Annotated in this window: 18 protein-coding genes; 13 read left to right on the top strand and 5 right to left on the bottom strand. The window is 72.1% G+C overall.

The window, feature by feature from the left end; translation table 11 throughout:
• Positions 1 to 73: 73 nt before the first annotated feature.
• On the bottom strand, positions 74 to 1,063 hold the full coding sequence (locus AB0927_RS32370; protein WP_366671345.1) for an ABC transporter permease: 990 nt from the start codon (positions 1,061 to 1,063) through the stop codon (positions 74 to 76).
• 513 nt (positions 1,064 to 1,576) lie between these two features.
• Here AB0927_RS32370 and AB0927_RS32365 point away from each other — a divergent pair.
• Genes AB0927_RS32365 through AB0927_RS32345 form a run of 5 tightly spaced genes read left to right on the top strand, consistent with a single transcriptional unit; the run spans position 1,577 to position 7,245 of the window.
• Positions 1,577 to 3,196: an ABC transporter substrate-binding protein gene (locus AB0927_RS32365; RefSeq protein ID WP_366671344.1), complete on the top strand. Its 1,620-nt coding sequence runs from the start codon at positions 1,577 to 1,579 to the stop codon at positions 3,194 to 3,196.
• Positions 3,197 to 3,201: 5 nt separating this feature from the next.
• Positions 3,202 to 4,125: an ABC transporter permease gene (locus tag AB0927_RS32360; RefSeq protein ID WP_366671343.1), complete on the top strand. Its 924-nt coding sequence runs from the start codon at positions 3,202 to 3,204 to the stop codon at positions 4,123 to 4,125.
• On the top strand, positions 4,118 to 5,098 hold the full coding sequence (locus AB0927_RS32355) for an ABC transporter permease (protein ID WP_366671342.1): 981 nt from the start codon (positions 4,118 to 4,120) through the stop codon (positions 5,096 to 5,098). The genes AB0927_RS32360 and AB0927_RS32355 overlap by 8 nt, the downstream gene beginning before the upstream one ends.
• Before the next feature lie 7 nt (positions 5,099 to 5,105).
• Positions 5,106 to 6,089 (top strand): ABC transporter ATP-binding protein, encoded by a 984-nt coding sequence (locus AB0927_RS32350; protein WP_366671341.1) that lies wholly within the window; start codon positions 5,106 to 5,108, stop codon positions 6,087 to 6,089.
• Complete coding sequence (locus AB0927_RS32345; RefSeq protein ID WP_366671340.1) at positions 6,073 to 7,245, top strand: dipeptide ABC transporter ATP-binding protein; 1,173 nt, start codon at positions 6,073 to 6,075, stop codon at positions 7,243 to 7,245. Before AB0927_RS32350 ends, AB0927_RS32345 begins: the two co-directional genes overlap by 17 nt.
• Positions 7,246 to 7,371: 126 nt before the next feature.
• Here the strand turns inward: AB0927_RS32345 and AB0927_RS32340 are convergent, their stop codons facing one another.
• Entirely contained in the window at positions 7,372 to 9,486 is a 2,115-nt protein-coding gene (locus AB0927_RS32340; protein WP_366671339.1) for a prolyl oligopeptidase family serine peptidase, read from the bottom strand.
• A gap of 177 nt (positions 9,487 to 9,663) precedes the next feature.
• On the opposite strand from AB0927_RS32340, the gene AB0927_RS32335 reads away from it, so the two are divergent.
• From AB0927_RS32335 to AB0927_RS32320, 4 genes are all read left to right on the top strand, one after another.
• A complete protein-coding gene (locus AB0927_RS32335) occupies positions 9,664 to 9,858 on the top strand; it encodes a hypothetical protein (protein WP_037659963.1) in 195 nt (64 codons plus the stop codon).
• A gap of 79 nt (positions 9,859 to 9,937) precedes the next feature.
• A complete protein-coding gene (gene mshB, locus AB0927_RS32330; protein WP_366671338.1) occupies positions 9,938 to 10,816 on the top strand; it encodes an N-acetyl-1-D-myo-inositol-2-amino-2-deoxy-alpha-D-glucopyranoside deacetylase in 879 nt (292 codons plus the stop codon).
• The gene (locus tag AB0927_RS32325; protein ID WP_366671337.1) at positions 10,813 to 11,244 is read left to right on the top strand and encodes a DUF6113 family protein; all 432 of its coding nucleotides are present in this window, start codon (positions 10,813 to 10,815) and stop codon (positions 11,242 to 11,244) included. Before mshB ends, AB0927_RS32325 begins: the two co-directional genes overlap by 4 nt.
• A gap of 198 nt (positions 11,245 to 11,442) precedes the next feature.
• Complete coding sequence (locus AB0927_RS32320) at positions 11,443 to 13,695, top strand: hypothetical protein (RefSeq protein ID WP_366671336.1); 2,253 nt, start codon at positions 11,443 to 11,445, stop codon at positions 13,693 to 13,695.
• A gap of 72 nt (positions 13,696 to 13,767) precedes the next feature.
• Here the strand turns inward: AB0927_RS32320 and AB0927_RS32315 are convergent, their stop codons facing one another.
• Positions 13,768 to 14,115: a hypothetical protein gene (locus tag AB0927_RS32315; protein WP_366671335.1), complete on the bottom strand. Its 348-nt coding sequence runs from the start codon at positions 14,113 to 14,115 to the stop codon at positions 13,768 to 13,770.
• A 218-nt stretch (positions 14,116 to 14,333) separates the two neighbouring features.
• Between AB0927_RS32315 and AB0927_RS32310 the strand changes: the two genes are divergently transcribed.
• Genes AB0927_RS32310 through AB0927_RS32295 form a run of 4 tightly spaced genes read left to right on the top strand, consistent with a single transcriptional unit; the run spans position 14,334 to position 17,804 of the window.
• Positions 14,334 to 15,266, top strand: a complete 933-nt coding sequence (locus AB0927_RS32310) for an ABC transporter ATP-binding protein (protein ID WP_366671334.1) — start codon at positions 14,334 to 14,336, stop codon at positions 15,264 to 15,266.
• The gene (locus tag AB0927_RS32305; protein WP_366671333.1) at positions 15,263 to 16,000 is read left to right on the top strand and encodes an ABC transporter permease; all 738 of its coding nucleotides are present in this window, start codon (positions 15,263 to 15,265) and stop codon (positions 15,998 to 16,000) included. The genes AB0927_RS32310 and AB0927_RS32305 overlap by 4 nt, the downstream gene beginning before the upstream one ends.
• A 5-nt stretch (positions 16,001 to 16,005) precedes the next feature.
• Positions 16,006 to 17,193 (top strand): histidine kinase, encoded by a 1,188-nt coding sequence (locus AB0927_RS32300; protein WP_366671376.1) that lies wholly within the window; start codon positions 16,006 to 16,008, stop codon positions 17,191 to 17,193.
• Positions 17,190 to 17,804: a response regulator transcription factor gene (locus AB0927_RS32295; protein WP_366671332.1), complete on the top strand. Its 615-nt coding sequence runs from the start codon at positions 17,190 to 17,192 to the stop codon at positions 17,802 to 17,804. Before AB0927_RS32300 ends, AB0927_RS32295 begins: the two co-directional genes overlap by 4 nt.
• A 19-nt stretch (positions 17,805 to 17,823) precedes the next feature.
• Here the strand turns inward: AB0927_RS32295 and AB0927_RS32290 are convergent, their stop codons facing one another.
• Entirely contained in the window at positions 17,824 to 18,690 is an 867-nt protein-coding gene (locus AB0927_RS32290) for a transglutaminase-like domain-containing protein (RefSeq protein WP_366671331.1), read from the bottom strand.
• A 37-nt stretch (positions 18,691 to 18,727) separates the two neighbouring features.
• Positions 18,728 to 19,777: a GNAT family N-acetyltransferase gene (locus AB0927_RS32285; RefSeq protein ID WP_366671330.1), complete on the bottom strand. Its 1,050-nt coding sequence runs from the start codon at positions 19,775 to 19,777 to the stop codon at positions 18,728 to 18,730.
• Positions 19,778 to 19,847 lie beyond the last annotated feature (70 nt).

Genomic DNA, 19,847 nt, shown 5'->3' with positions numbered 1-19,847 from the left:
CTGCCTGTAGGGGTCGAGTTCGGACGGTCGTGACCAGCCGGACGCCATCGAGCCGGACCGGTGGAAGGAAGTGCTACCGCTTGGACTTGGGGTCGAGCGCGTCACGCACGGAGTCGCCGAGCAGGTTGAAGGCGACCACGAAGATCACCATCGAGATGCCCGGGAAGAGCATGAACGTGAGGTCCTGGGAGTAGAACGACGCCCCTCGGGCGATCATCACGCCCCAGTCCGGAGTCGGGTCGATCATGCCGACACCGAGGAAGGACAGACCGGCTTCCGTGGTCACGAGCGTCGGGAGCAGCAGAGTGCCCTGGATGATGATCGGTGTCCACAGGTTGGGCAGCAGCTCCTTGAACACGATGCGCATCGGAGACGCGCCCGTGACCTTCGCCGCCTCCACGAACTCGCGCTCACGCAGACCGAGGACCTGGCCGCGCAGCAGACGCGCGATGCTGGCCCAGCCGAACACGGTCAGCACCGTGATCAGGGCGGTGGCGCGCAGCCACGTCGGGATGTTGTCGTCGGGCTTGACGAAGATGCCGTAGACGACCGGCATGAACGCGATGAAGAACAGGGTGGACGGGAACGACAGCAGGATGTCGATGACCCGGCTGACGAGGTAGTCCGTCTTGCCGCCCAGATATCCGGCGGTGATACCGACCAGGACGCCGATGACCACGGTGAGGACCGTGGCGGCCAGGGCGATGCCCAGCGACGTCCGGATGCCGTACAGCAGGAACGTGAAGACGTCCCGGCCGAGCTGCGGCTCGATGCCGAACCAGAAGTGCGAGCTCATGCCGCCGTTCGGGCCGGCGGGGTACGAGAACGCGTCCAGCAGGCTCGGGTCCTGGCTGGCGTACGTCGTGTACGGGTTCTTGCCGTACAGCTTGGCGATCAACGGGGCCGCTATCGCGATCACGAAGAAGAACGCCACGATGTAGGCGGAGGTGACGCCCGTCTTGTCGCGCTTGAAACGCTTCCAGGCGAGCCGGCCCGGGGAACGGCTCTCGCTGCCCTTCGGACCGCTCGAAGTGGTCGACTTCGTCACGGTCTCGTCGGTCACCTCTAGCGGGGTGGCCGTGGATGGAGTTGGGGAGGTCATGGTGCTCCTGGCCCAAGGGAGGGTCTGATGACTCCGCAGGGCACTCCCCTACGGGCTACGCCGGACTTTTTCAACGCAATTCATTCAAGGTCAATAAATTCTCGCCCGAGTTGTGCTTGTCTTTACCTTCTTTGCCTCCGCTTGGGGAAACTGTAGCTACGCGGGTAGCGCGCCGTAATCAATCCGTGCTTCACATCGGACTAACTGGACTAATCGGTCAATGAGTCCGTTATGCGGACGGTCGAGTGTCGAAATACGTACATCGGCTGATGCCAATCCAACGTTTCGGCAACGTTGCGCGGAGATCACTTGCGTGCGCGGCACAAGATCATCGGGCGCCTCGGGCGGGGTGCCTGCATTCGGCCGACGTGTCCCTCTAAAGGTCCCTCAATCCGGTAATGCGCATGCGGTATGTGTCGTATGAGCCGATATTGACCGGTAATGAATCCGGTGACCGCCACGAGGAGGGCGCCCATGCGGGGAATGACGCGCGTCGGACGGGCCGCCTGCGCGATCGCCACGGGGCTGATGATGGCCGGATGCGGCGGTGGCGGGGGCTTCGGCGGGGCCGGGGTGCTCACGTCCTCCTGGGGCGACCCGCAGAACCCGCTGGAGCCGGCCAACACCAACGAGGTCCAGGGCGGCAAGGTGCTCGACATGGTCTTCCGGGGCCTGAAGAAGTACGACCCCCGCACCGGCCGGGCCGTGAACATGCTCGCCGAGCGCATCAGCACCCCCGACTCGCGCACCTTCGCCGTCACCGTCAAGGACGGCTGGCGGTTCAGCAACGGGGAGCCGGTCACCGCCCGGTCCTTCGTGGACGCCTGGAACTACGGCGCGAGCCTGCGCAACAACCAGAAGAACGCGTACTTCTTCGGCTACATCGACGGCTACGACCGGGTCCACCCCGACAGCGGCCGGCAGACCGCCGCCACTCTGTCGGGGCTCAGGGTCACCGGGCCGAGGACGTTCACCGTCCGCCTGAACCAGAAGTTCGCCGGCTTCCCCGACACCCTCGGCTACGCCGCCTACGCGCCCCTGCCGCGCGCCTTCTTCACCGACCACGCCGGCTGGCTGCGCGCGCCGGTCGGCAACGGGCCCTACCTGATCGCGTCCTACACCAAGGGCTCCGCGATGACCCTGAAGAAGTGGAACGGCTACCCGGGCCCCGACCCGGCCCGCAACGAGGGCGTGACCCTCCTCGTCTACACCGACAGCAACACCGCGTACACCGACGTGCTGGCCGGCAACCTCGACCTCGTCGACGACGTGCCCGCCACCCAGCTCAAGAACGTCCGCACCGACCTGGACGGCCGCTACATCAACACCCCGGCCGGCATCCTCCAGACCCTGGCCTTCCCCTACTACGACCCGAAGTGGAACACCCCGGGGGCGCGCAAGGTCCGCACCGGGCTGTCCATGGCGATCAACCGCGCGCAGATCACCGAGACGATCTTTCGCCGCACCCGCACCCCGGCCGCCGACTGGACCTCCCCGGTCCTCGGCACGGCGGGCGGCTTCCAGGACGGACTGTGCGGGCACGCCTGCGCCTACGACCCGGCGGGCGCCCGCAGGCTCGTCCGGGAGGGCGGCGGCATCCCCGGCGGCCGGCTGAAGATCACCTACAACGCGGACACCGGCTCGCACCGGCAGTGGGTGGACGCCGTGTGCAACTCCATCAACAACGCCCTCGGCGACGACAAGGCCTGCGTCGGCAACCCGGTCGGCACCTTCGCCGACTTCCGCAACCAGATCGCCCAGCACCGGATGAGCGGACCCTTCCGGGCCGGCTGGCAGATGGACTACCCGCTGATCCAGAACTTCCTCCAGCCGCTGTACTACACGAACGCCTCCTCCAACGACGGCAAGTGGTCGAACGAGAGCTTCGACCGGCTCGTGGACCGGGCCAACGCCGAGACCGACCGGGCGGCCTCCGTACGGCTGTTCCAGGAGGCGGAGAAGGTCGTCCGCGACAACATGGCGGCCATCCCGCTCTGGTACCAGAACGGCAGCGCCGGCTACACCGCCCGGCTCTCCCACGTGACGCTCAACCCGTTCAGCGTGCCGGTCTACAACGAGATCAAGGTCGGCTGAGCCGCATGGGCCGCTACGTCGCGAGGCGACTGCTCCAGATGATCCCGGTCTTCGGCGGGGCCACCCTGCTGATCTTCCTCATGGTGAACGTGATGGGCGATCCGATCGCCGGCCTGTGCGGCGAGCGCGCCTGCGACCCGGCGACCGCCGCCCAGCTCAAACGGGAGTTCGGCCTCGACCAGCCGCTGTGGCGCCAGTACCTCACCTATATGGGGAACGTTTTCACCGGCAACTTCGGCACCGCGTTCAACGGCCAGCCGGTCACCGAGCTGATGGCGGCGGCGTTCCCGGTCACCATCCGGCTCACCGTCGTGGCCATCCTCTTCGAGATCGTCATCGGCATCGCGCTCGGCGTCGTCACCGGCCTGCGGCGCGGCCGGCCCGTCGACACGGGCGTGCTGCTGGCCACCCTGGTCGTCATCTCCGTCCCGACCTTCGTCACCGGCCTGCTGCTGCAACTGCTGCTCGGCGTCGCCTGGGGCTGGATCAAACCGTCCGTCTCGCCGGCCGCCACCTTCGGCGAACTGATCGTGCCGGGACTGGTCCTCGCCTCCGTCTCGCTCGCCTACGTCACCCGGCTCACCCGCACCTCCATCGCGGAGAACAGACGCGCCGACTACGTGCGCACCGCGATCGCCAAGGGCCTGCCCCCACGCCGCGTCATCACCCGGCACCTGCTGCGCAACTCCCTGATCCCGGTGGTCACCTTCATCGGCACCGACATCGGGGCGCTGATGGGCGGCGCGATCGTCACCGAGCGGATCTTCAACATCCACGGCGTCGGCTACCAGCTCTACCAGGGCATCCTGCGCCAGAACACCCAGACGGTCGTCGGCTTCGTGACCGTCCTCGTGCTGGTCTTCCTGCTCGCCAACCTCCTCGTCGACCTCCTGTACGCCGTGCTCGACCCGAGGATCCGCTATGCCTGAACAGCCGTACGAACCCGAGGGCGCCATCGCCGGGACCGGCATGGGCGGCGCCATGGACCTGGGCGCGAGCGAGGCCGCCACGCTGGAGCGGGCGCCGGGCGGCCCGGCCGGCGCCGGGCCCGAGGGCAGGCCCCGCTCGCTGTGGTCCGACGCCTGGCGGGACCTGCGCCGCAACCCGGTCTTCCTGCTCTCCGCCCTGGTCATCCTCTTCCTGGTCTTCATCTCCCTGTGGCCCTCGGCGATCGCCTCCGGCAGCCCCCTCACCTGCGACCTGGCCAAGTCCCAGGACGGCCCCGGGCCCGGCGCGCCCTTCGGGTACGACGGCCAGGGCTGCAACGTCTACACGCGCACCGTCTACGGCGCCCGTACGTCCGTCACGGTCGGCGTCCTGGCCACCCTCGGGGTCGCCCTCCTCGGGTCCGTGCTCGGCGGCCTGGCGGGCTATTTCGGCGGCTGGTGGGACGCGCTGCTGTCCCGCACCACCGACATCTTCTTCGCCATCCCCGTCGTCCTCGGCGGCCTGGTGCTGCTGTCCGTGGTCACCAGCAACACGGTCTGGCCGGTGATCGGCTTCATGGTGCTGCTCGGCTGGCCGCAGATCTCCCGCATCGCGCGCGGCTCGGTCATCACCGCCCGCCAGCACGACTACGTCCAGGCGGCCCGCGCCCTCGGCGCCTCCGACTCCCGCATCCTGCTGCGCCACATCGCGCCGAACGCCGTCGCCCCGGTGATCGTGGTCGCGACCATCGCGCTCGGCACCTACATCTCCCTGGAGGCGACCCTGTCGTACCTGGGGGTGGGCCTCAAGCCGCCCAGCGTCTCCTGGGGCATCGACATCTCCGCCGCCTCCCCCTACATCCGCAACGCCCCGCACGCCCTGCTGTGGCCCTCGGGCGCCCTCGCGGTGACCGTCCTGGCCTTCATCATGCTCGGCGACGCGGTGCGCGACGCCCTCGACCCCCGGCTGAGGTGACGGCGCCATGCTGCTCGAAGTGCGCGATCTGCGTGTGGAGTTCGGTACCCGGGACGGGATCGCCCGGGCCGTCAACGGGGTGTCGTACGCCGTCGACGCGGGGGAGACCCTGGCCGTGCTCGGCGAGTCGGGGTCGGGCAAGTCGGTGACCGCCCAGGCGGTGATGGGGATCCTCGACATGCCGCCGGGGCGGATCACCGGCGGCGAGATCCTCTTCCAGGGCCGGGACCTGCTGCGGATGAAGGAGGAGGAACGGCGGGGGCTGCGGGGCGTCGGGATGGCGATGATCTTCCAGGACGCGCTGTCCGCCCTCAACCCGGTGCTCACCGTGGGCGACCAGCTCGGCGAGCTGTTCGTGGTGCACCGGGGCATGTCGCGAAAGGCCGCGCGGGCCAAGGCGGTCGAGCTGATGGACCGGGTGCGCATCCCGGGCGCCGCGCAGCGGGTGCGCGACCATCCGCACCAGTTCTCCGGCGGGATGCGCCAGCGGATCATGATCGCCATGGCGCTGGCCCTGGAACCGGCCCTGGTCATCGCGGACGAGCCGACCACCGCCCTGGACGTCACCGTGCAGGCCCAGGTCATGGACCTGCTCGCGGAGTTGCGGCGCGAGTACCGCATGGGGCTCATCCTCATCACCCACGACCTCGGGGTGGTGGCGGACGTGGCAGACCGGATCGCGGTGATGTACGCCGGGCGGATCGTGGAGTCGGCGCCGGTGCACGACATCTACAAGGCACCGGCCCACCCCTACACCCGCGGCCTGCTCGACTCCATCCCGCGCCTGGACCTCAAGGGGCGCGAGCTGTATGCCATCAGGGGCCTGCCGCCGAACCTGACGCACATCCCGCCGGGCTGCGCCTTCCATCCGCGCTGCCCGATGGCCCGGGACGTCTGCCGCACCGAGGTGCCCCCGCTGTACGAGGTGTCCGAAGTCCGGGGCAGCGCCTGTCACTTCTGGAGGGAGTGCCTGGATGGCGGCGAACGGTGAACCGGTCCTGGAGGTCAGCGGGCTCGTCAAGCACTACCCGCTGACCCGGGGCGTGCTGTTCCGGAAGCAGATCGGCGCGGTCAAGGCCGTCGACGGCGTCGACTTCACCCTCGGCCGGGGCGAGACCCTGGGCATCGTCGGCGAGTCGGGGTGCGGCAAGTCGACGGTCGCCAGGCTGCTGTGCCACCTGGAGCGGCCGACCGCCGGGTCCATCCGGTTCCGGGGCGAGGACATCACCCGGCTGTCCGGGCGCGCCCTTAAGGCCGTACGCCGCAACATCCAGATGGTCTTCCAGGACCCCTACACCTCCCTCAACCCCCGCATGACCGTGGGCGACATCGTGGGGGAGCCGTACGAGATCCACCCCGAGGCGGCCCCCAAGGGCGACCGGCGCCGCAGGGTCAGGGAACTGCTGGACGTGGTGGGGCTCGACCCGGAGTACGTCAACCGCTATCCGCACCAGTTCTCCGGCGGCCAGCGCCAGCGCATCGGCATCGCGCGGGGGCTCGCGCTGCGCCCGGAGGTCATCGTCGCCGACGAGCCGGTGTCCGCGCTCGACGTGTCGGTGCAGGCGCAGGTGATCAACCTGATGGACCGGCTCCAGGCGGAGTTCGACCTCTCCTACGTGTTCATCGCCCACGACCTGTCGATCGTGCGGCACATCTCGGACCGGGTCGGGGTCATGTACCTCGGGCGGATCGTGGAGATCGGGCGGGACGCCGAGATCTACGAGCATCCGACGCACCCCTACACCCAGGCGCTGCTGTCCGCGGTGCCGGTCCCCGACCCCGACGCCCGGGAACACCGCGAGCGGATCATCCTCGGCGGCGATGTGCCCTCCCCTACGGACATCCCCTCCGGGTGCCGCTTCCGCACCCGGTGCTGGAAGGCGCGGGAGCGGTGCGCCGTGGAGGTGCCCGCGCTGGCGGTGCCGGCGGTGTTCCGGGAAGGGCCGGCCGCCCATGACTCGGCGTGCCACTTCGCGGAGGAGAAGCGGGTGGTGCCGCCGGAGGGACCGGGGGAGGCGGAGGGACCGGGGGAGGCGGAGGGACCGGGGGAGGCGGAAGGACCGGGGGAGGCGGAAGGACCGGGGGAGGCGGGGGGCCACGAGGCCACCGGGGTGAACGGCAACGGCAACGGCAACGGGCCGGGGTGACTGCGCACCCCGGCCCGTTCACGGCACCCGCACGGCCGTACGCTGAACAGTCTGCCGCGTCCGTATATCGGCACCGCTTCCGTCAGATTGCCCGCGTGTGAACGCGGTCGGCGGACGCGGTCCGCGTCACGCCAGGGACCGCCGCAGGAAGTCCAGTTGGAGGTTGAGCAGGTTCTCCGCGACCGTCTCCTGCGGGGTCATGTGGGTCACCCCGGACAGCGGCAGCACCTCGTGCGGGCGGCCCGCGGCCAGCAGCGCGGAGGACAGCCGCAGCGAGTGCGCGACCACCACGTTGTCGTCCGCCAGTCCGTGGATGACCATCATCGGGCGGCTCGGCTCGGCCGCGTCGACCAGACCGGCGTCGTCGATCAGCGAGTTGCGGCGGTAGACCTCCGGCCGCTCGTTCGGGTCGCCCAGGTAGCGCTCCTGGTAGTGGGTGTCGTAGAGCCGCAGATCGGTGACGGGCGCCCCGACCACCGCCGCGTGGAAGACGTCCGGGCGGCGCAGCACCGCCAGCGCGGACAGGTAGCCGCCGAAGGACCAGCCCCGGATCGCCACCCGGTCCAGGTCCAGCGGGAACCGCTCGGCGAGCGAGCGCAGCGCGTCCACCTGGTCCTGGAGCACCACCTCGGCCAGGTCGTCCCTGATCTCCTTCTCCCAGGCGGGCGAGCGTCCCGGAGTGCCCCGGCCGTCGGCGACCACCACGGCGAAGCCCTGGTCGGCGAACCACTGGGAGGTGAGATGGGCGTTGTGCGCGGCCACCACCCGCTGGCCGTGCGGACCACCGTAGGGGTCCAGCAAAACCGGCAGGGGAGTGTCACCGGGGTAGTCCCGTGGCATAAGCACGGCGCACGGAATCCGGCGTGCGCCCCCCTCGGTGAGGGTGATCCGCGGGGACAAACCGGGGTCTTCGGCGTACGACCGGACAGTCGCCGTCGGTTTCCCGTCAGTGAGCACCTGGACACGGGCGCCCGGCCTGTCCAGCGCCGCGGACACCAGCACCGTCACGTCCCCGGCGCGCACCGCCGAGTGCACACCGGGTTCCCGGGACACGCGTTCCACACCCAGCTCGTTCACCCGGTACACATGGATCTCGCCGATTTCGGGCGCGTCCGCGTCCGCTCCGGCGGAGGCCGAGACGAGCACGTCCTGGGCGCCCACGTCCAGCACCGCACGGATGTGCAACTGGCCGCTGGTCAGCGGACGTTCGCCGACGGCCAGCACCCGCGCCCCGCCCTCGTCGGCGATCCGGACCAGCTGTCCCGAGGGGCTCCAGCACGGCACCCCGGCGAACAGTTCAAGCCAAATTGGGTCCTCGTCGGCGTGCACCATCCGGGTCGTCCCGGTGTCCGGGTCCACCGCCAGGAACAGCTGGCCGCGCTGGTCCCGGGACTGCACGAGAACCAGCGGCGCCCCCGCCTCTGACCAGTGCGCTCGGGCCAGATACGGGTAGCGGGCGCGGTCCCAGAGCACCTCCGTGCGCGACCCGTCGAGGCCGAGCACGAACAGCCGTACGTCCGCGTTGGGGGTACCCGCCGCAGGATAGGCGACGTTACTTGGCTCACGCTCGGGGTGGGCCGGATCGGAGATCCACCACCTGGTCACCGGCGTGTCGTCCGCGCGGGCCACCAGCAGCCGGTCGCCCCCCGGTGCCCACCAGAAGCCCCGGGTGCGGCTCATCTCCTCGGCCGCGATGAACTCCGCGAGGCCGTAGGTGACCTGCTCGCTCTCCGGCTCGGCGAGCGCGCGGTCGCCCTCGCCGTCGGCGCCCACCACGCGCAGGGCACCCCGCGCGACGTAGGCGATGTGCCGGCCGTCGGGTGCCGGACGCGGGTCGATCACCGGCCCCGGCACGCGCAGTTCGCGGGTGGCGCCGCTCGTCAACTCCGCCGTGAAAAGCCGCCCTGACAAGGTGAAAGACGCCAACTCCACGGCGGCGTCGGTGGCGTAGCCGACGATGCCGGCCCCGCCCTCACGGCTGCGCTCCCGGCGGGCCCGTTCCTCGGGCGAGAGCTGTTCGGAGGCGCCCTTGAGCAGGGCACCAGGGTCGGCGGCGAGGCGCTCGGTGCCGTCCGGGAGATCGAGCACCCAGAGGGAGTTGGCCCGGTCGGAACCGGAGCTCGAACGCAGGAACGCGACACGGGCGCCGTCGGGCGCGACGGTGAACCCGCGCGGCGCGCCGAGGGTGAACCGCTGGGTCCTGGCGTGCCTGCGGGGAAAGGAGTCGGACGTCGTCGTCATACCCCGACCATATTGGCCATGCGCCCCCTTGTGCGGCCGTGCGCCGAGCGATGCGCGAGTACGGATAGTTATGATCACTACCGCTGTGTGGGTATGAACCTGCCGGTGTCCGCATGGACTTGCTCTACCGATCTTTCCGAACACCCGTGTCCCTGGGATCTTTGGAGGTGAGCCGCCGTGGCACTCTCGATTTCGGCGGTGGTGCTGCTGGCGATCATCGTCTTCCTGCTGATGAAGAAGTCGGGACTGAAGGGCGGCCACGCGGTGGTGTGCATGCTGCTCGGGTTCTATCTCGCCTCCTCGACCATCGCGCCCACGATCAGCCAGCTGACGACGAACGTGGCGAGCATGATCGGCAGCATCAAGTTCTGACGGCCGGCCGGGCGGCCCTGGGGCCGCCGTGGCGCCCGTCGGACCTCGCGCCGGGGCCGGGCGTGCGTAGGGTGGTGGCATGACGGAACTGTCCTCCTCCGGCCCGCGCGCCGCCCGGCGGCTGTTGCTGGTGCACGCGCACCCGGACGACGAGTCGATCAACAACGGCGCCACCATGGCCAAGTACGTGGCCGAGGGCGCCCACGTGACCCTGGTCACCTGCACCCTGGGGGAGCGGGGCGAGTCCATCCCGCCCGAGCTGCGGCACCTGACCGGCGCCGCGCTGGGCGCGTACCGGCGCGGCGAGCTGGCCGCCGCCCTCGGCGAGCTGGGGGTCACCGACGCCCGGCTGCTCGGCGGCGCGGGCCGCTACGGCGACTCCGGGATGATGGGCCTCGCCGACAACGACGACCCCGGCTGCTTCTGGCAGGCCGACGTGGACGAGGCCGCGGGACACCTCGTGGAGGTCATCCTGGAGACCCGCCCCCAGGTCCTCGTCACCTACGACGACAACGGCGGGTACGGCCACCCGGACCACATCCAGGCCCACCGCGTCGCCATGCGCGCCGTCGACCTCGCGGCCGAGCGCGGGCACCGCATCGACAAGGTCTACTGGATCCGCACCCCGCGCTCCGTCGCCGAGGACGCCTTCGCCCGGCTCCAGGACGCGCTGCCGTCCCTGCCCTTCGAGAAGAGCGCGGTCCTGGACGACCTGCCCGGCGTGGTGGACGACGCGCGCGTCACCACCGCCGTCGACGGCACCGCCCACGCCGCCGCCAAGGCCGCCGCGATGCGCGCCCACGCCACCCAGGTCGAGGTGGCCGAGCCCTACTTCGCGCTCTCGAACGAGCTGGCCCAGCCGCTGTTCACCACCGAATACTACGAGTTGGTGCGCGGCACCGCCCTGCCCGGCGAGAGCGACCTGTTCGCCGGGCTCGCCCTCGGGGACGCCCCGTGAGCCGCGCCGGCGAGGGCACCGGCACCCCGGGCCCCCTGCTCGCCCAGCCGCTGCGCCCGCCGACCCCCGGGCGGGCCGTGGCGTACATCGGCCTCTTCCTGCTCGGCGCGGTCATGGCGGCCGCCGGGGCCCTGGTGCAGGCCGCCTGGTTCCCCGGCGGGCTGCTGCTCGCCCTCCTGGGCGCCGTCGGGGCGTTCCTCGGCGGCGCGTACGCCACCCGGTCCCGGGGCGGCGCGATGGCCCCGGCGGCGGGCTGGATCGTCACCGTCATCCTGCTCACCTCCGCCCGGCCCGAGGGCGACTTCCTCTTCGGCGCGGGCGGCGGCTCCTACCTGTTCCTGTTCGGCGGCATGGCCCTCGCTGTGATCTGCGCCACCCTCGGCGCGGGGCGGCAACCGCGCCTCGGCTCCGCCCGACTTGGCAAGTGACGTACCGCTTTCCGGTGTGGCCCACGTGCGAGTCGGGTGTGGGTTTCCTCAGCGGTCAGGGGATGCGCGCGAGAAGCGGCCAGTATGGTGGTGCGCGCCGCCGAGCCTCCCCCGCGCGCTCGACCTCGTTCGAGCTGGGGGGACCGCCGAAGCAGTGAGGTCAGTGTCGGGCGGCGGAGCCAACTGGGAGAACCTGCCTTGAGTCGTGAAACTGACACTCCGTCCTCCGGGCCCAACGGGCGCGGCGGAGCCGCGTACCCGTCCGGCACCCCGCCGTACGGGACCCCCATGGCTTCCGACGACGGTGCGGACGCGGGCCGTTCGGGCACGCAGTCCGAGGAACGCAAGACCGAGACCACGCTGACGACCCGGATCCGGATCAACATCCCCGGGTCCCGGCCCATCCCGCCGGTCGTCGTGCGCAAGCCCGTGGGGGACGGCGAGTCCGCCGACGGCACCCGGGACGACAAGCCCGCCGCCGAGGCCCCCGCCCCGGCCGCCCCGGCGCCCGCCCCCGAGGCCCCCGCGGAGCCCGCGGTCCAGGCCGAGGAGAAGACCAGCGACTGGTTCGCGCCCCGCAAGGCGGGCGCGCCCGCCAAGGGCGCTACGGGGGCCAACGCGGGCCAGAACTCCGGCGGTTCGGGCGCCTTCGCCGGTGCGCCGGGTGGCGCGCCGGGCGCGCGTCCGGGTGCGCAGGCAGCCGGCGGCGCGGCCGGTGGCACCGGCGCCCGCCCCGGCGGCGGTCGTCCCGGCGGTGTGGTCGGCTCCATGAGCGTGCCCGGCCGTAACTCCGGCAAGACGAACGGTGCCGGCCTGCCCGGCGCCACCGGCGGCCCCGTGGCCCCCGGACACGGCGGCGGCACCGGCTCCTTCGACGTCACCGAGGCGCTGGCCGCGGGCCCGCTGGGCGGCGGCTCCCGCTCCTCGGACGCGGGCGGCGGCGAGCCGCGCCGCGACGATCTGCCGTACTTCTCGGAGAACGGCGCCGCGGGCGGCCAGGACGCCTTCGGCGGCACCGCGGGCGCGGGCGGCGCGAACGGTGCGGGCGGACGGGGCGGACGGGGCGGCCCGCAGGGGCCCGCCGGGCCGACCGGCGGCCCGGTCACCGGGGACAGCCCGCTGCGGCCGGGCGGCGAGGGCCCCTACGGCCACCAGGGGCCCGGCCGCAGCGCCCTCGCGGACCTCGCCGATCTCGAAGGACCGGCGGGCGCCGGTGCGCCGGGCGGCGGGCTCGGACCCGGCGGCGGACTCAGCGACGACACCGCGATCCTCACCCCGCAGAAGCCGGCCCCCGAACCGGGCACGCCCGGCTACCGCGCCCCGGACAACGTCTCCGGGCACACCGTCACCAGCGGCATCCCGGTCGTCCCGGGCGCGAACGGCGCCCCGTTCGGCGCCGGTGGCCCCGGCGGTCCGGCCGGTGGCCCCGGCGGCCCCGCCGCTCCGGCCGCGCCCAAGCCCCAGCCGGCCGCGGCCGCGCCCAAGGCGGCGGCCAAGCCCAAGAAGGGCCGCAGCAAGCTGGTGCTGCTCGTGGCCGCCGTGGTCGTGATCGCGGGCGGTGTCTACGGCGCCGGGCTGCTGATGAACCACACCGACGTGCCCAAGGGCACCACCGTGCTCGGTGTCGACATCGGCGGCGGCAGCCGCGACGACGCCGTCAAGAAGCTGGACGACGCCTTCGGCGGCCGGGTCGCCAAGCCGCTGAAGCTCTCCGTGGGCGGCCGCACGGTCATGCTCGCCCCGGCCAACGCCGGTCTCCAGTTCGACTTCCAGGCCACCGCGAGCGCGGCCGCCAAGAGCGACTACAACCCGGTCTCCGTGGTCGGCACGCTCTTCGGCCGGCAGCGCGTGGTCGAGCCGGTCATGCCGGTGGACGAGGAGAAGCTCCAGGCCGCGCTCCAGCAGGCGGGCGGCGGCTCCGGCTCGGGCGCGGTGGTCGAGGGCGGCATCCAGTTCAAGGCCGGCCAGGCCGTGGCCGTCTACGGCAAGGCGGGGACGGCCATCGACGCGGGCCGCTCGACGCAGGCGATCGAACAGGCGTACCGCGCCGCCGTGGAGACGGGCAACGCGCCCGCGGTCTCCGTGCCCACGGCCAACCGGCAGCCGGCGGTCTCCAACGCCGAGGTCGACCGCGAGATGAAGGAGTTCGCGAAGCCGGCCATGTCGGCACCGGTGACCGTGATGACGGACGCCGCGCACGCGGTCCCGATGAGCCCGCAGAACTCGCTGTGGAAGTTCCTCCGTGTGACGGCTGTCAATGGCAAACTGGTCGACAAGCCCGATCTGACCGCCCTGAAGCAGTTGTACGGCAAGGCCTTCGACGGCGTCCTCATCGCCCGCGGCAACGGCGAGAAGACGCCGGTCACGCCGCAGGACGTCTACGGCGCCCTGCGCCAGGCACTGATGAGCAAGACCAACCGAGTCGCGGTCATCTCCACGAACCCGAACTGACCTCCTCCCGCCCGGACGCCCAACGAGTGAAGGCCCGCCCCAGGATGGGCGGGCCTTCACGGTTTCACGCGGTCACGGACGCGTGATGCAGTACAGGGCCACATAGCCCTTGATGCCCTGGTAGTTGATGGCGATCCAGAAGTATCCGTTCGTATAGCCGCAGGCGGTGAAGGTGCCGCCCTCCGTGGATGCGCCGCAGTCGGCTCCCGCCCCCTTGGGGAAGAGCCCGAGAGCGGCAGAGCTGGTCGACTTCGACTGCCGGATCCGTACGCTCTCCTTGGCGTGGCAGTTGATGGCCTGGACAGAGACAGTGCTTGACGACGCGGTCTGATGCGACGAGGCCGCCTGTGCCGGATCGGCGAACACGAGGCCGGCGAGGGCGACAGCGGCGGTGGCGGTACTGGCAAGGAGTTTGCGCATAACAGACTTCCCCCTTGTGGTGGTGCCCGGAGGTCGGACCGGGCGGCGCTCAAGCTAACGACTTCGGCGCGTTCATGCCACCCAATTCGTGCCGATCCGCCAGAGTCGGCCGACACCGGCCGAACCGTTCGGACTGCCGCATGACATGACAACTGTCATGCGCCTCCCAGGACCCCCGACACTGCCGGGGCCCGGGCCGCCCCGGCACCATGGACGACATGACAACGACAGCGGTACCGGCCACCTCCACCACCGAGGTGGCCGGTTTCGACCAGGTGACCAAGACGTACGGGACGGTGCGGGCCGTCGACGGGCTCTCGCTGCGGCTGCACCCGGGGGAGACCGTCGCCCTGCTCGGCCCGAACGGCGCGGGCAAGTCCACCACCCTCGACCTGCTCCTCGGCCTCAAGCAGCCCGACGCCGGCACGGTGTCGGTGTTCGGCACCACCCCGCGCGAGGCGATCGTGGCCGGGCGGGTCGGGGCCATGCTGCAGAGCGGCGGCCTGATGGACGAGGTCACGGTCGCCGAACTGGTCAGGCTGGGCTGCTCCCTGCACCCGCGCCCGTACCCGGCCGCCGAGGTGATGGCCCGCGCGGGCATCACGCAGATCGCCGACCGCAAGGTGAACAAGCTGTCCGGCGGCCAGGCCCAGCGGGTCCGCTTCGCCCTCGCCACCGCGGGCGACAGCGACCTGATCATCCTGGACGAGCCGACCACCGGCATGGACGTCTCCGCCCGCCAGGCCTTCTGGGCCACCATGCGCGAGCAGGCCGACCGGGGCCGTACGGTCCTGTTCGCCACGCACTACCTCGAAGAGGCCGACGCCATCGCCGACCGGGTCCTGGTACTGCACCGCGGGCGCCTCCTCGCCGACGGCACCGCCGCCGAGATCAAGGCCCGTGCGGGCGCCCGGCGGATCTCCTTCGACCTGGAAGGCGCCGTCGACGCGGACGCCCTGCGCGCCCTGCCGTGCCTGACCGCCGTCGACGTCTCCGGGCAGACCGTGCGCATCCAGTCCGCCGACGCCGACGCCACCGTGCACGCCCTGTACGGTCTCGGCGTCTACCCCCGCAACCTCGAGGTCTCCGGCCTCGGTCTGGAACAGGCGTTCGTCGCCCTCACGGAGGCCGAGGAGGCCAAGCGGTCATGAACTCCCTGATCAAGCTCGAACTGACCCGCGCCCTGCGCAACCGGAAGTTCCTGTTCTTCTCGGTGGTCTACCCGACGGTCCTCTTCCTGATCATCGCGGGCAACGCCGACGAGTCCAGGATGGACGGCACGGGGCTGACCCTGGCGACGTACATGATGGTCTCCATGGCCTCCTTCGGCGCCCTGACCGCCGTGCTGATGGGCAACAGCGAGCGCATCGCCAAGGAACGCGAGAGCGGCTGGGTGCGGCAGCTCCGGCTGACCCCGCTGCCCGGCCGCGGCTACGTCCTTGCCAAGACCGCCAGCGCCGCCGTGGTGAGCCTGCCGTCCATCGTGGTGGTCTTCCTGGCCGCCGCCGCGATCAAGCACGTACGGCTGGACGCCTGGCAGTGGCTCGCGCTCACCGGGGTCATCTGGGCCGGCAGCCTGGTCTTCGCCGCGCTCGGCGTGGCCATCGGCTACCTCGCCTCCGGGGACGCGGTCCGGCCCATCACGATGATCGTGTACTTCGGCCTGTCGATCCTCGGCGGCCTGTGGATGCCCACGACCACCTTCCCGCGGCTGCTCCAGGACATCGCCACGTGGCTGCCGACCCACGCCTACGCCGCGCTGGGCCGGTCCATCGAGCGGAGCCAGGCCCCGCACGCCACCGACATCGCCGTCCTCGCCGTGTACTTCGTCCTCTTCGCGGGCGGCGCGGCCTGGCTGTACCGGAAGGACACGCTGAAGGCGTGAGCACCATGGCGGAAGACCCGAAGGCGGCCGGGCCGGGACCCGAGGCGCGGAGCGGGCAGGGCCGGCTGGGCCGGCGCGAGCTGCTGGTCAAGGTGCTGTGGATCGGTGTGTGGCTGGTCTTCCTCAACTCCCCGGTCCGCGACCTGCTCGCCGGCGGGCACACCCGGGGCGGCACCGTGGCGGGCGCGGTCGGCCTCACCGCCTTCGTGGCCGCGTATCTGATCCTGGTCTTCCGGGAGATGGGCCGGCCCTTCGCGCCCCGGGCCGTGGCCTCGCTGCTCACGGTCCTCGCCGTGCTCGCGCCCGCCCTGGCCTACGGCCTGGGCACCGAGTGGAGCGGCCTGTTCGTCTACCTCTCGGTGGCCTGCGGGGCGACCCTGCCGCCGCGGCTCGCGTGCTGGGCGATCCCGGGCTCCGCCCTGATGATGTACCTCGTCGGACTGCGCTGGGGCGTGTACACGATCGACGAGGATCTGCTGCTGGTCGTGCTGATCGGGTTCGCGATGGTCGGCGTGGGCCAACTGGTACGCACCACCATCGAGTTGCGCAAGGCGCGGGCCACCGTCGCCCAGCTCGCCGCCAACGAGGAGCGGCTGCGCCTCGCCCGCGACCTGCACGACCTGCTGGGCCACTCGCTCTCCCTGATCACGCTCAAGAGCGAGCTGGCCGGGCGGATGCTGCCCGAGCACCCCGACAAGGCGGCACGGCAGGTCGCCGACATCGAACAGGTCAGCCGCCAGGCCCTGGTGGACGTCCGGGAGGCCGTCACCGGCTACCGGCGCCCCCGGCTCGCCGTCGAGCTGGCCGGCACCCTGGTGGCCCTCACGGCCGCCGGGGTCGCCGCCGAGGTCCCGGCCGAACCCGACCTCGCCGGGGTGCCGGAGGAGGCCGAGTCGGCGCTCGCCTGGGCGCTGCGCGAGGCGGTCACCAACGTGGTGCGGCACAGCGGCGCCGACCGGTGCACCGTACGGCTCACGCGCCGCCAGACGCTGGACGGCCCGGTGCTCGAACTCGCCGTCGAGGACGACGGGTCGGGCGGCGGGGGCGGCGGTTTCGGCAACGGCCTTACCGGGCTGACCGAGCGCCTGGAGAAGGCCGGCGGGACGCTGGAGGCGGGCCGGGCCAGGCACGGGTTCCGGCTCGTCGCCCGCGTGCCCGTGGGCCCCGCGGCGGACATAGGATCCGGGGCATGACGAGCACCATCAGGGTCCTGCTGGCCGAGGACCAGTCCATGGTCCGCGAGGCGCTGGCCGCGCTGCTCGGCCTGGAGGACGACATCGAGGTCGTCGCGCAGGTCGCGCGCGGGGACGAGGTGCTCGGGGCGGTCGGCGCGCACGACGTGGACGTGGCGCTGCTGGACATCGAGATGCCGGGCTGTACCGGCATCGAGGCCGCGGCGCGGGTCCACCGGGACTTCCCGCACGTCAGGCTGGTCGTGCTGACCACCTTCGGGCGGCCCGGCTATCTGCGCAGCGCCATGGAGGCCGGCGCCGACGCCTTCCTCGTCAAGGACGCCCCCGCGGCCCAACTCGCCGCCGCCGTACGCAAGGTGCTCGCCGGGGAGCGGGTCATCGACCCCACGCTGGCCGCCGCCGCGCTCGCCGAGGGCGCCAACCCGCTCACCGAACGCGAACGCGAGGTGCTGCGCGCCGCCGCCGACGGCTCCACCAACGCCGAACTGGCCGCGGCCCTGCACCTGTCCCAGGGCACGGTCCGCAACTACCTCTCCACCGCCATCCAGAAGCTCGCCGTCCGCAACCGGGCGGAGGCGGTGCGCACCGCGCGGGAGAAGGGCTGGCTCTAGAACTTGCCCGTACGGCAGGTCAGTTGAGCTTCGCGCGGGCCGTGCGGGCCTGGTGCCGTACCCGTTCGGCGGCCGGTTCGTCGACGACCTCGATCAGCTCGGCGTACGCGTCCAGTTCGGCCGCCCCGGCGGTGAACTGCCCGCGCTGCACCAGTAGCTGGCCGCGCTCGTAGCGCAGCCGGGCCGGGTGGGCGGGGATCAGCAGCGCCAGCTCCACCGCGCGCAGCGCCACGTCCGAGCGCTCGGGGCGGGCCGCGGACCACGCGCGCATGTTGTTCAGGATCCGCTGGACGACCTCCAGCGGCGGCGCGGGCTCCAGCATCCCGGGATCCAGCGGCGCGCCCGTCGCCCCGGCCACCAGCAGCTCGGCGTCCGGCCCGGTCAGCACCCGCCCGCCCTCGAACGGATCGGCCAGCACCTGCTCCCCGGCCGCCCCGAACCCCACCACGAAGTGCCCCGGCAGAGCGACCCCGTAGACCGGGGCCCCGGCCCGCCGGGCGACCTCCAGCCACACCACCGACAGCAGGATCGGCAGCCCGCGCCGGCGCCGCAGCACCTCGTGCAGCAGCGAGGACTCCAGACGCTGGTAGTCGCCGGGCGTGCCGTGGAACTCGTAGCGCCCGCCGAGCAGCCGCCGCAGGGCCTCCGCCCACGCGCGCGGGCCGCCGGGCCGGTACGGCAGCTCGCCCGCGAGCCGGTCCAGCTCCGCCTGCGCGCCGTCGATCCCGGCCTCGTCCAGCGAGCCGTCCGCCTCCGCGCCGATCAGCAGGCACAGCGCCGCCAGATCCGGCCGCTCGGACCGCGCCTCCTCGGCGAACCTCGCCCGCAGCTCGGCGGACCGCTCGGGCGGGGGCGGGTACGGCGGCGGCAGGTACGGGTGACGCATGACAGGCCCTTGCCCTTCCAGGTGGCTTCCGGGGTTCCTACGACTGGCCTTGAGCGGACTGTTCCACCGGCTCCCGGAAGTGGTGGTAGACGTGGTGCCGGGTGAAGCCCAGCCCGGTGTACAGGATCTTGGCCCCCTCGTTGTCGGTCTCCACCTGGAGCCACGCGGCCGAGGCCCCCTCGGCCAGGGCACGGCGGGCGAGGGCGGCCATCACCTCGGTGGCGAGGCCCTGCCGGCGGCGCCCGGGGTCCACCTCGACCGCCGCGAACCCGGCCCAGCGCCCGTCCACGACACACCGCCCGATCGCCGCCGGGGCCGCGCCCGGCCCGCCCGGCACGGAGGCGAACCACACCGAGGGCCCGCCCGCGCGCCCGGACCCGCCCGGGGACCCGCTGCCGAGCACCCGCAGGGCCATCTCGCTCACCCCCTTGCGCTGGTACCGCGCGAGCCACGCCTCGTCCGCCTCGCGGGCGAGGACCACGTCCGCGCCCTCGGCCCGGTCGGCGACCGGCGCGAGCGCGCCCGTCCACACCTCGGCGCTCACCTCCCGCACCCAGCCGCGCCGCTCCAGCTCCGCGCAGAGCAGCTCCTGCGTGCCCTCGGCGCCCGTCGCGGTCTGCACGTAGGCGGGCAGCCCGCGCTCGCCGTACCAGCGTCGTACGGCCGCGAGGGCCGCGTCGAGCGGACGGCCGGGATCGCCCAGCGGGAGCACGCTGTTGGCGCGCCGGGTGAACCCTCCGGCGGCCCGCAGCTCCCACTCGCCGAGCCACTCGCTCTCCACCGGACGCCAGCCGCGCGAGGTGACCCGCGCCAGCTCCTCGTAGCTCGCCGCGGGACCCCTCCGGCGTGCCGGGGCGGCCGGTACGACCTTGCCCGCCACGAGCGAGGTTTCCGGGAATCGGACACTCGCACCGCTCCGCTGTGTGATCATGAGCACGCCATGATCCCAAGATGTGAGAACACCCACCGTGTCGGTGAACTTCTCCCGCGCCGTGCCGGGTTCGCTCAACCGCCGCACGGAGACGCGTTTTCCCACGTCAGCGGGGGTGATTCGGACTTCCAGGCGCCCTTGTGCCGAGATTTCCACCGGTCAGTTCACCCCTCCTGTTCGGATCATGCTCCGGAACGGAGATACTAGGGGCGGGCATCGACGACGC

This window comes from Streptomyces sp. NPDC048106 (assembly GCF_040706415.1).
Taxonomy (GTDB): Bacteria; Actinomycetota; Actinomycetes; order Streptomycetales; family Streptomycetaceae; genus Streptomyces.
Note: the sequence above shows the minus strand (reverse complement) of the source record. Positions and strands in the feature narration are given on the sequence as shown.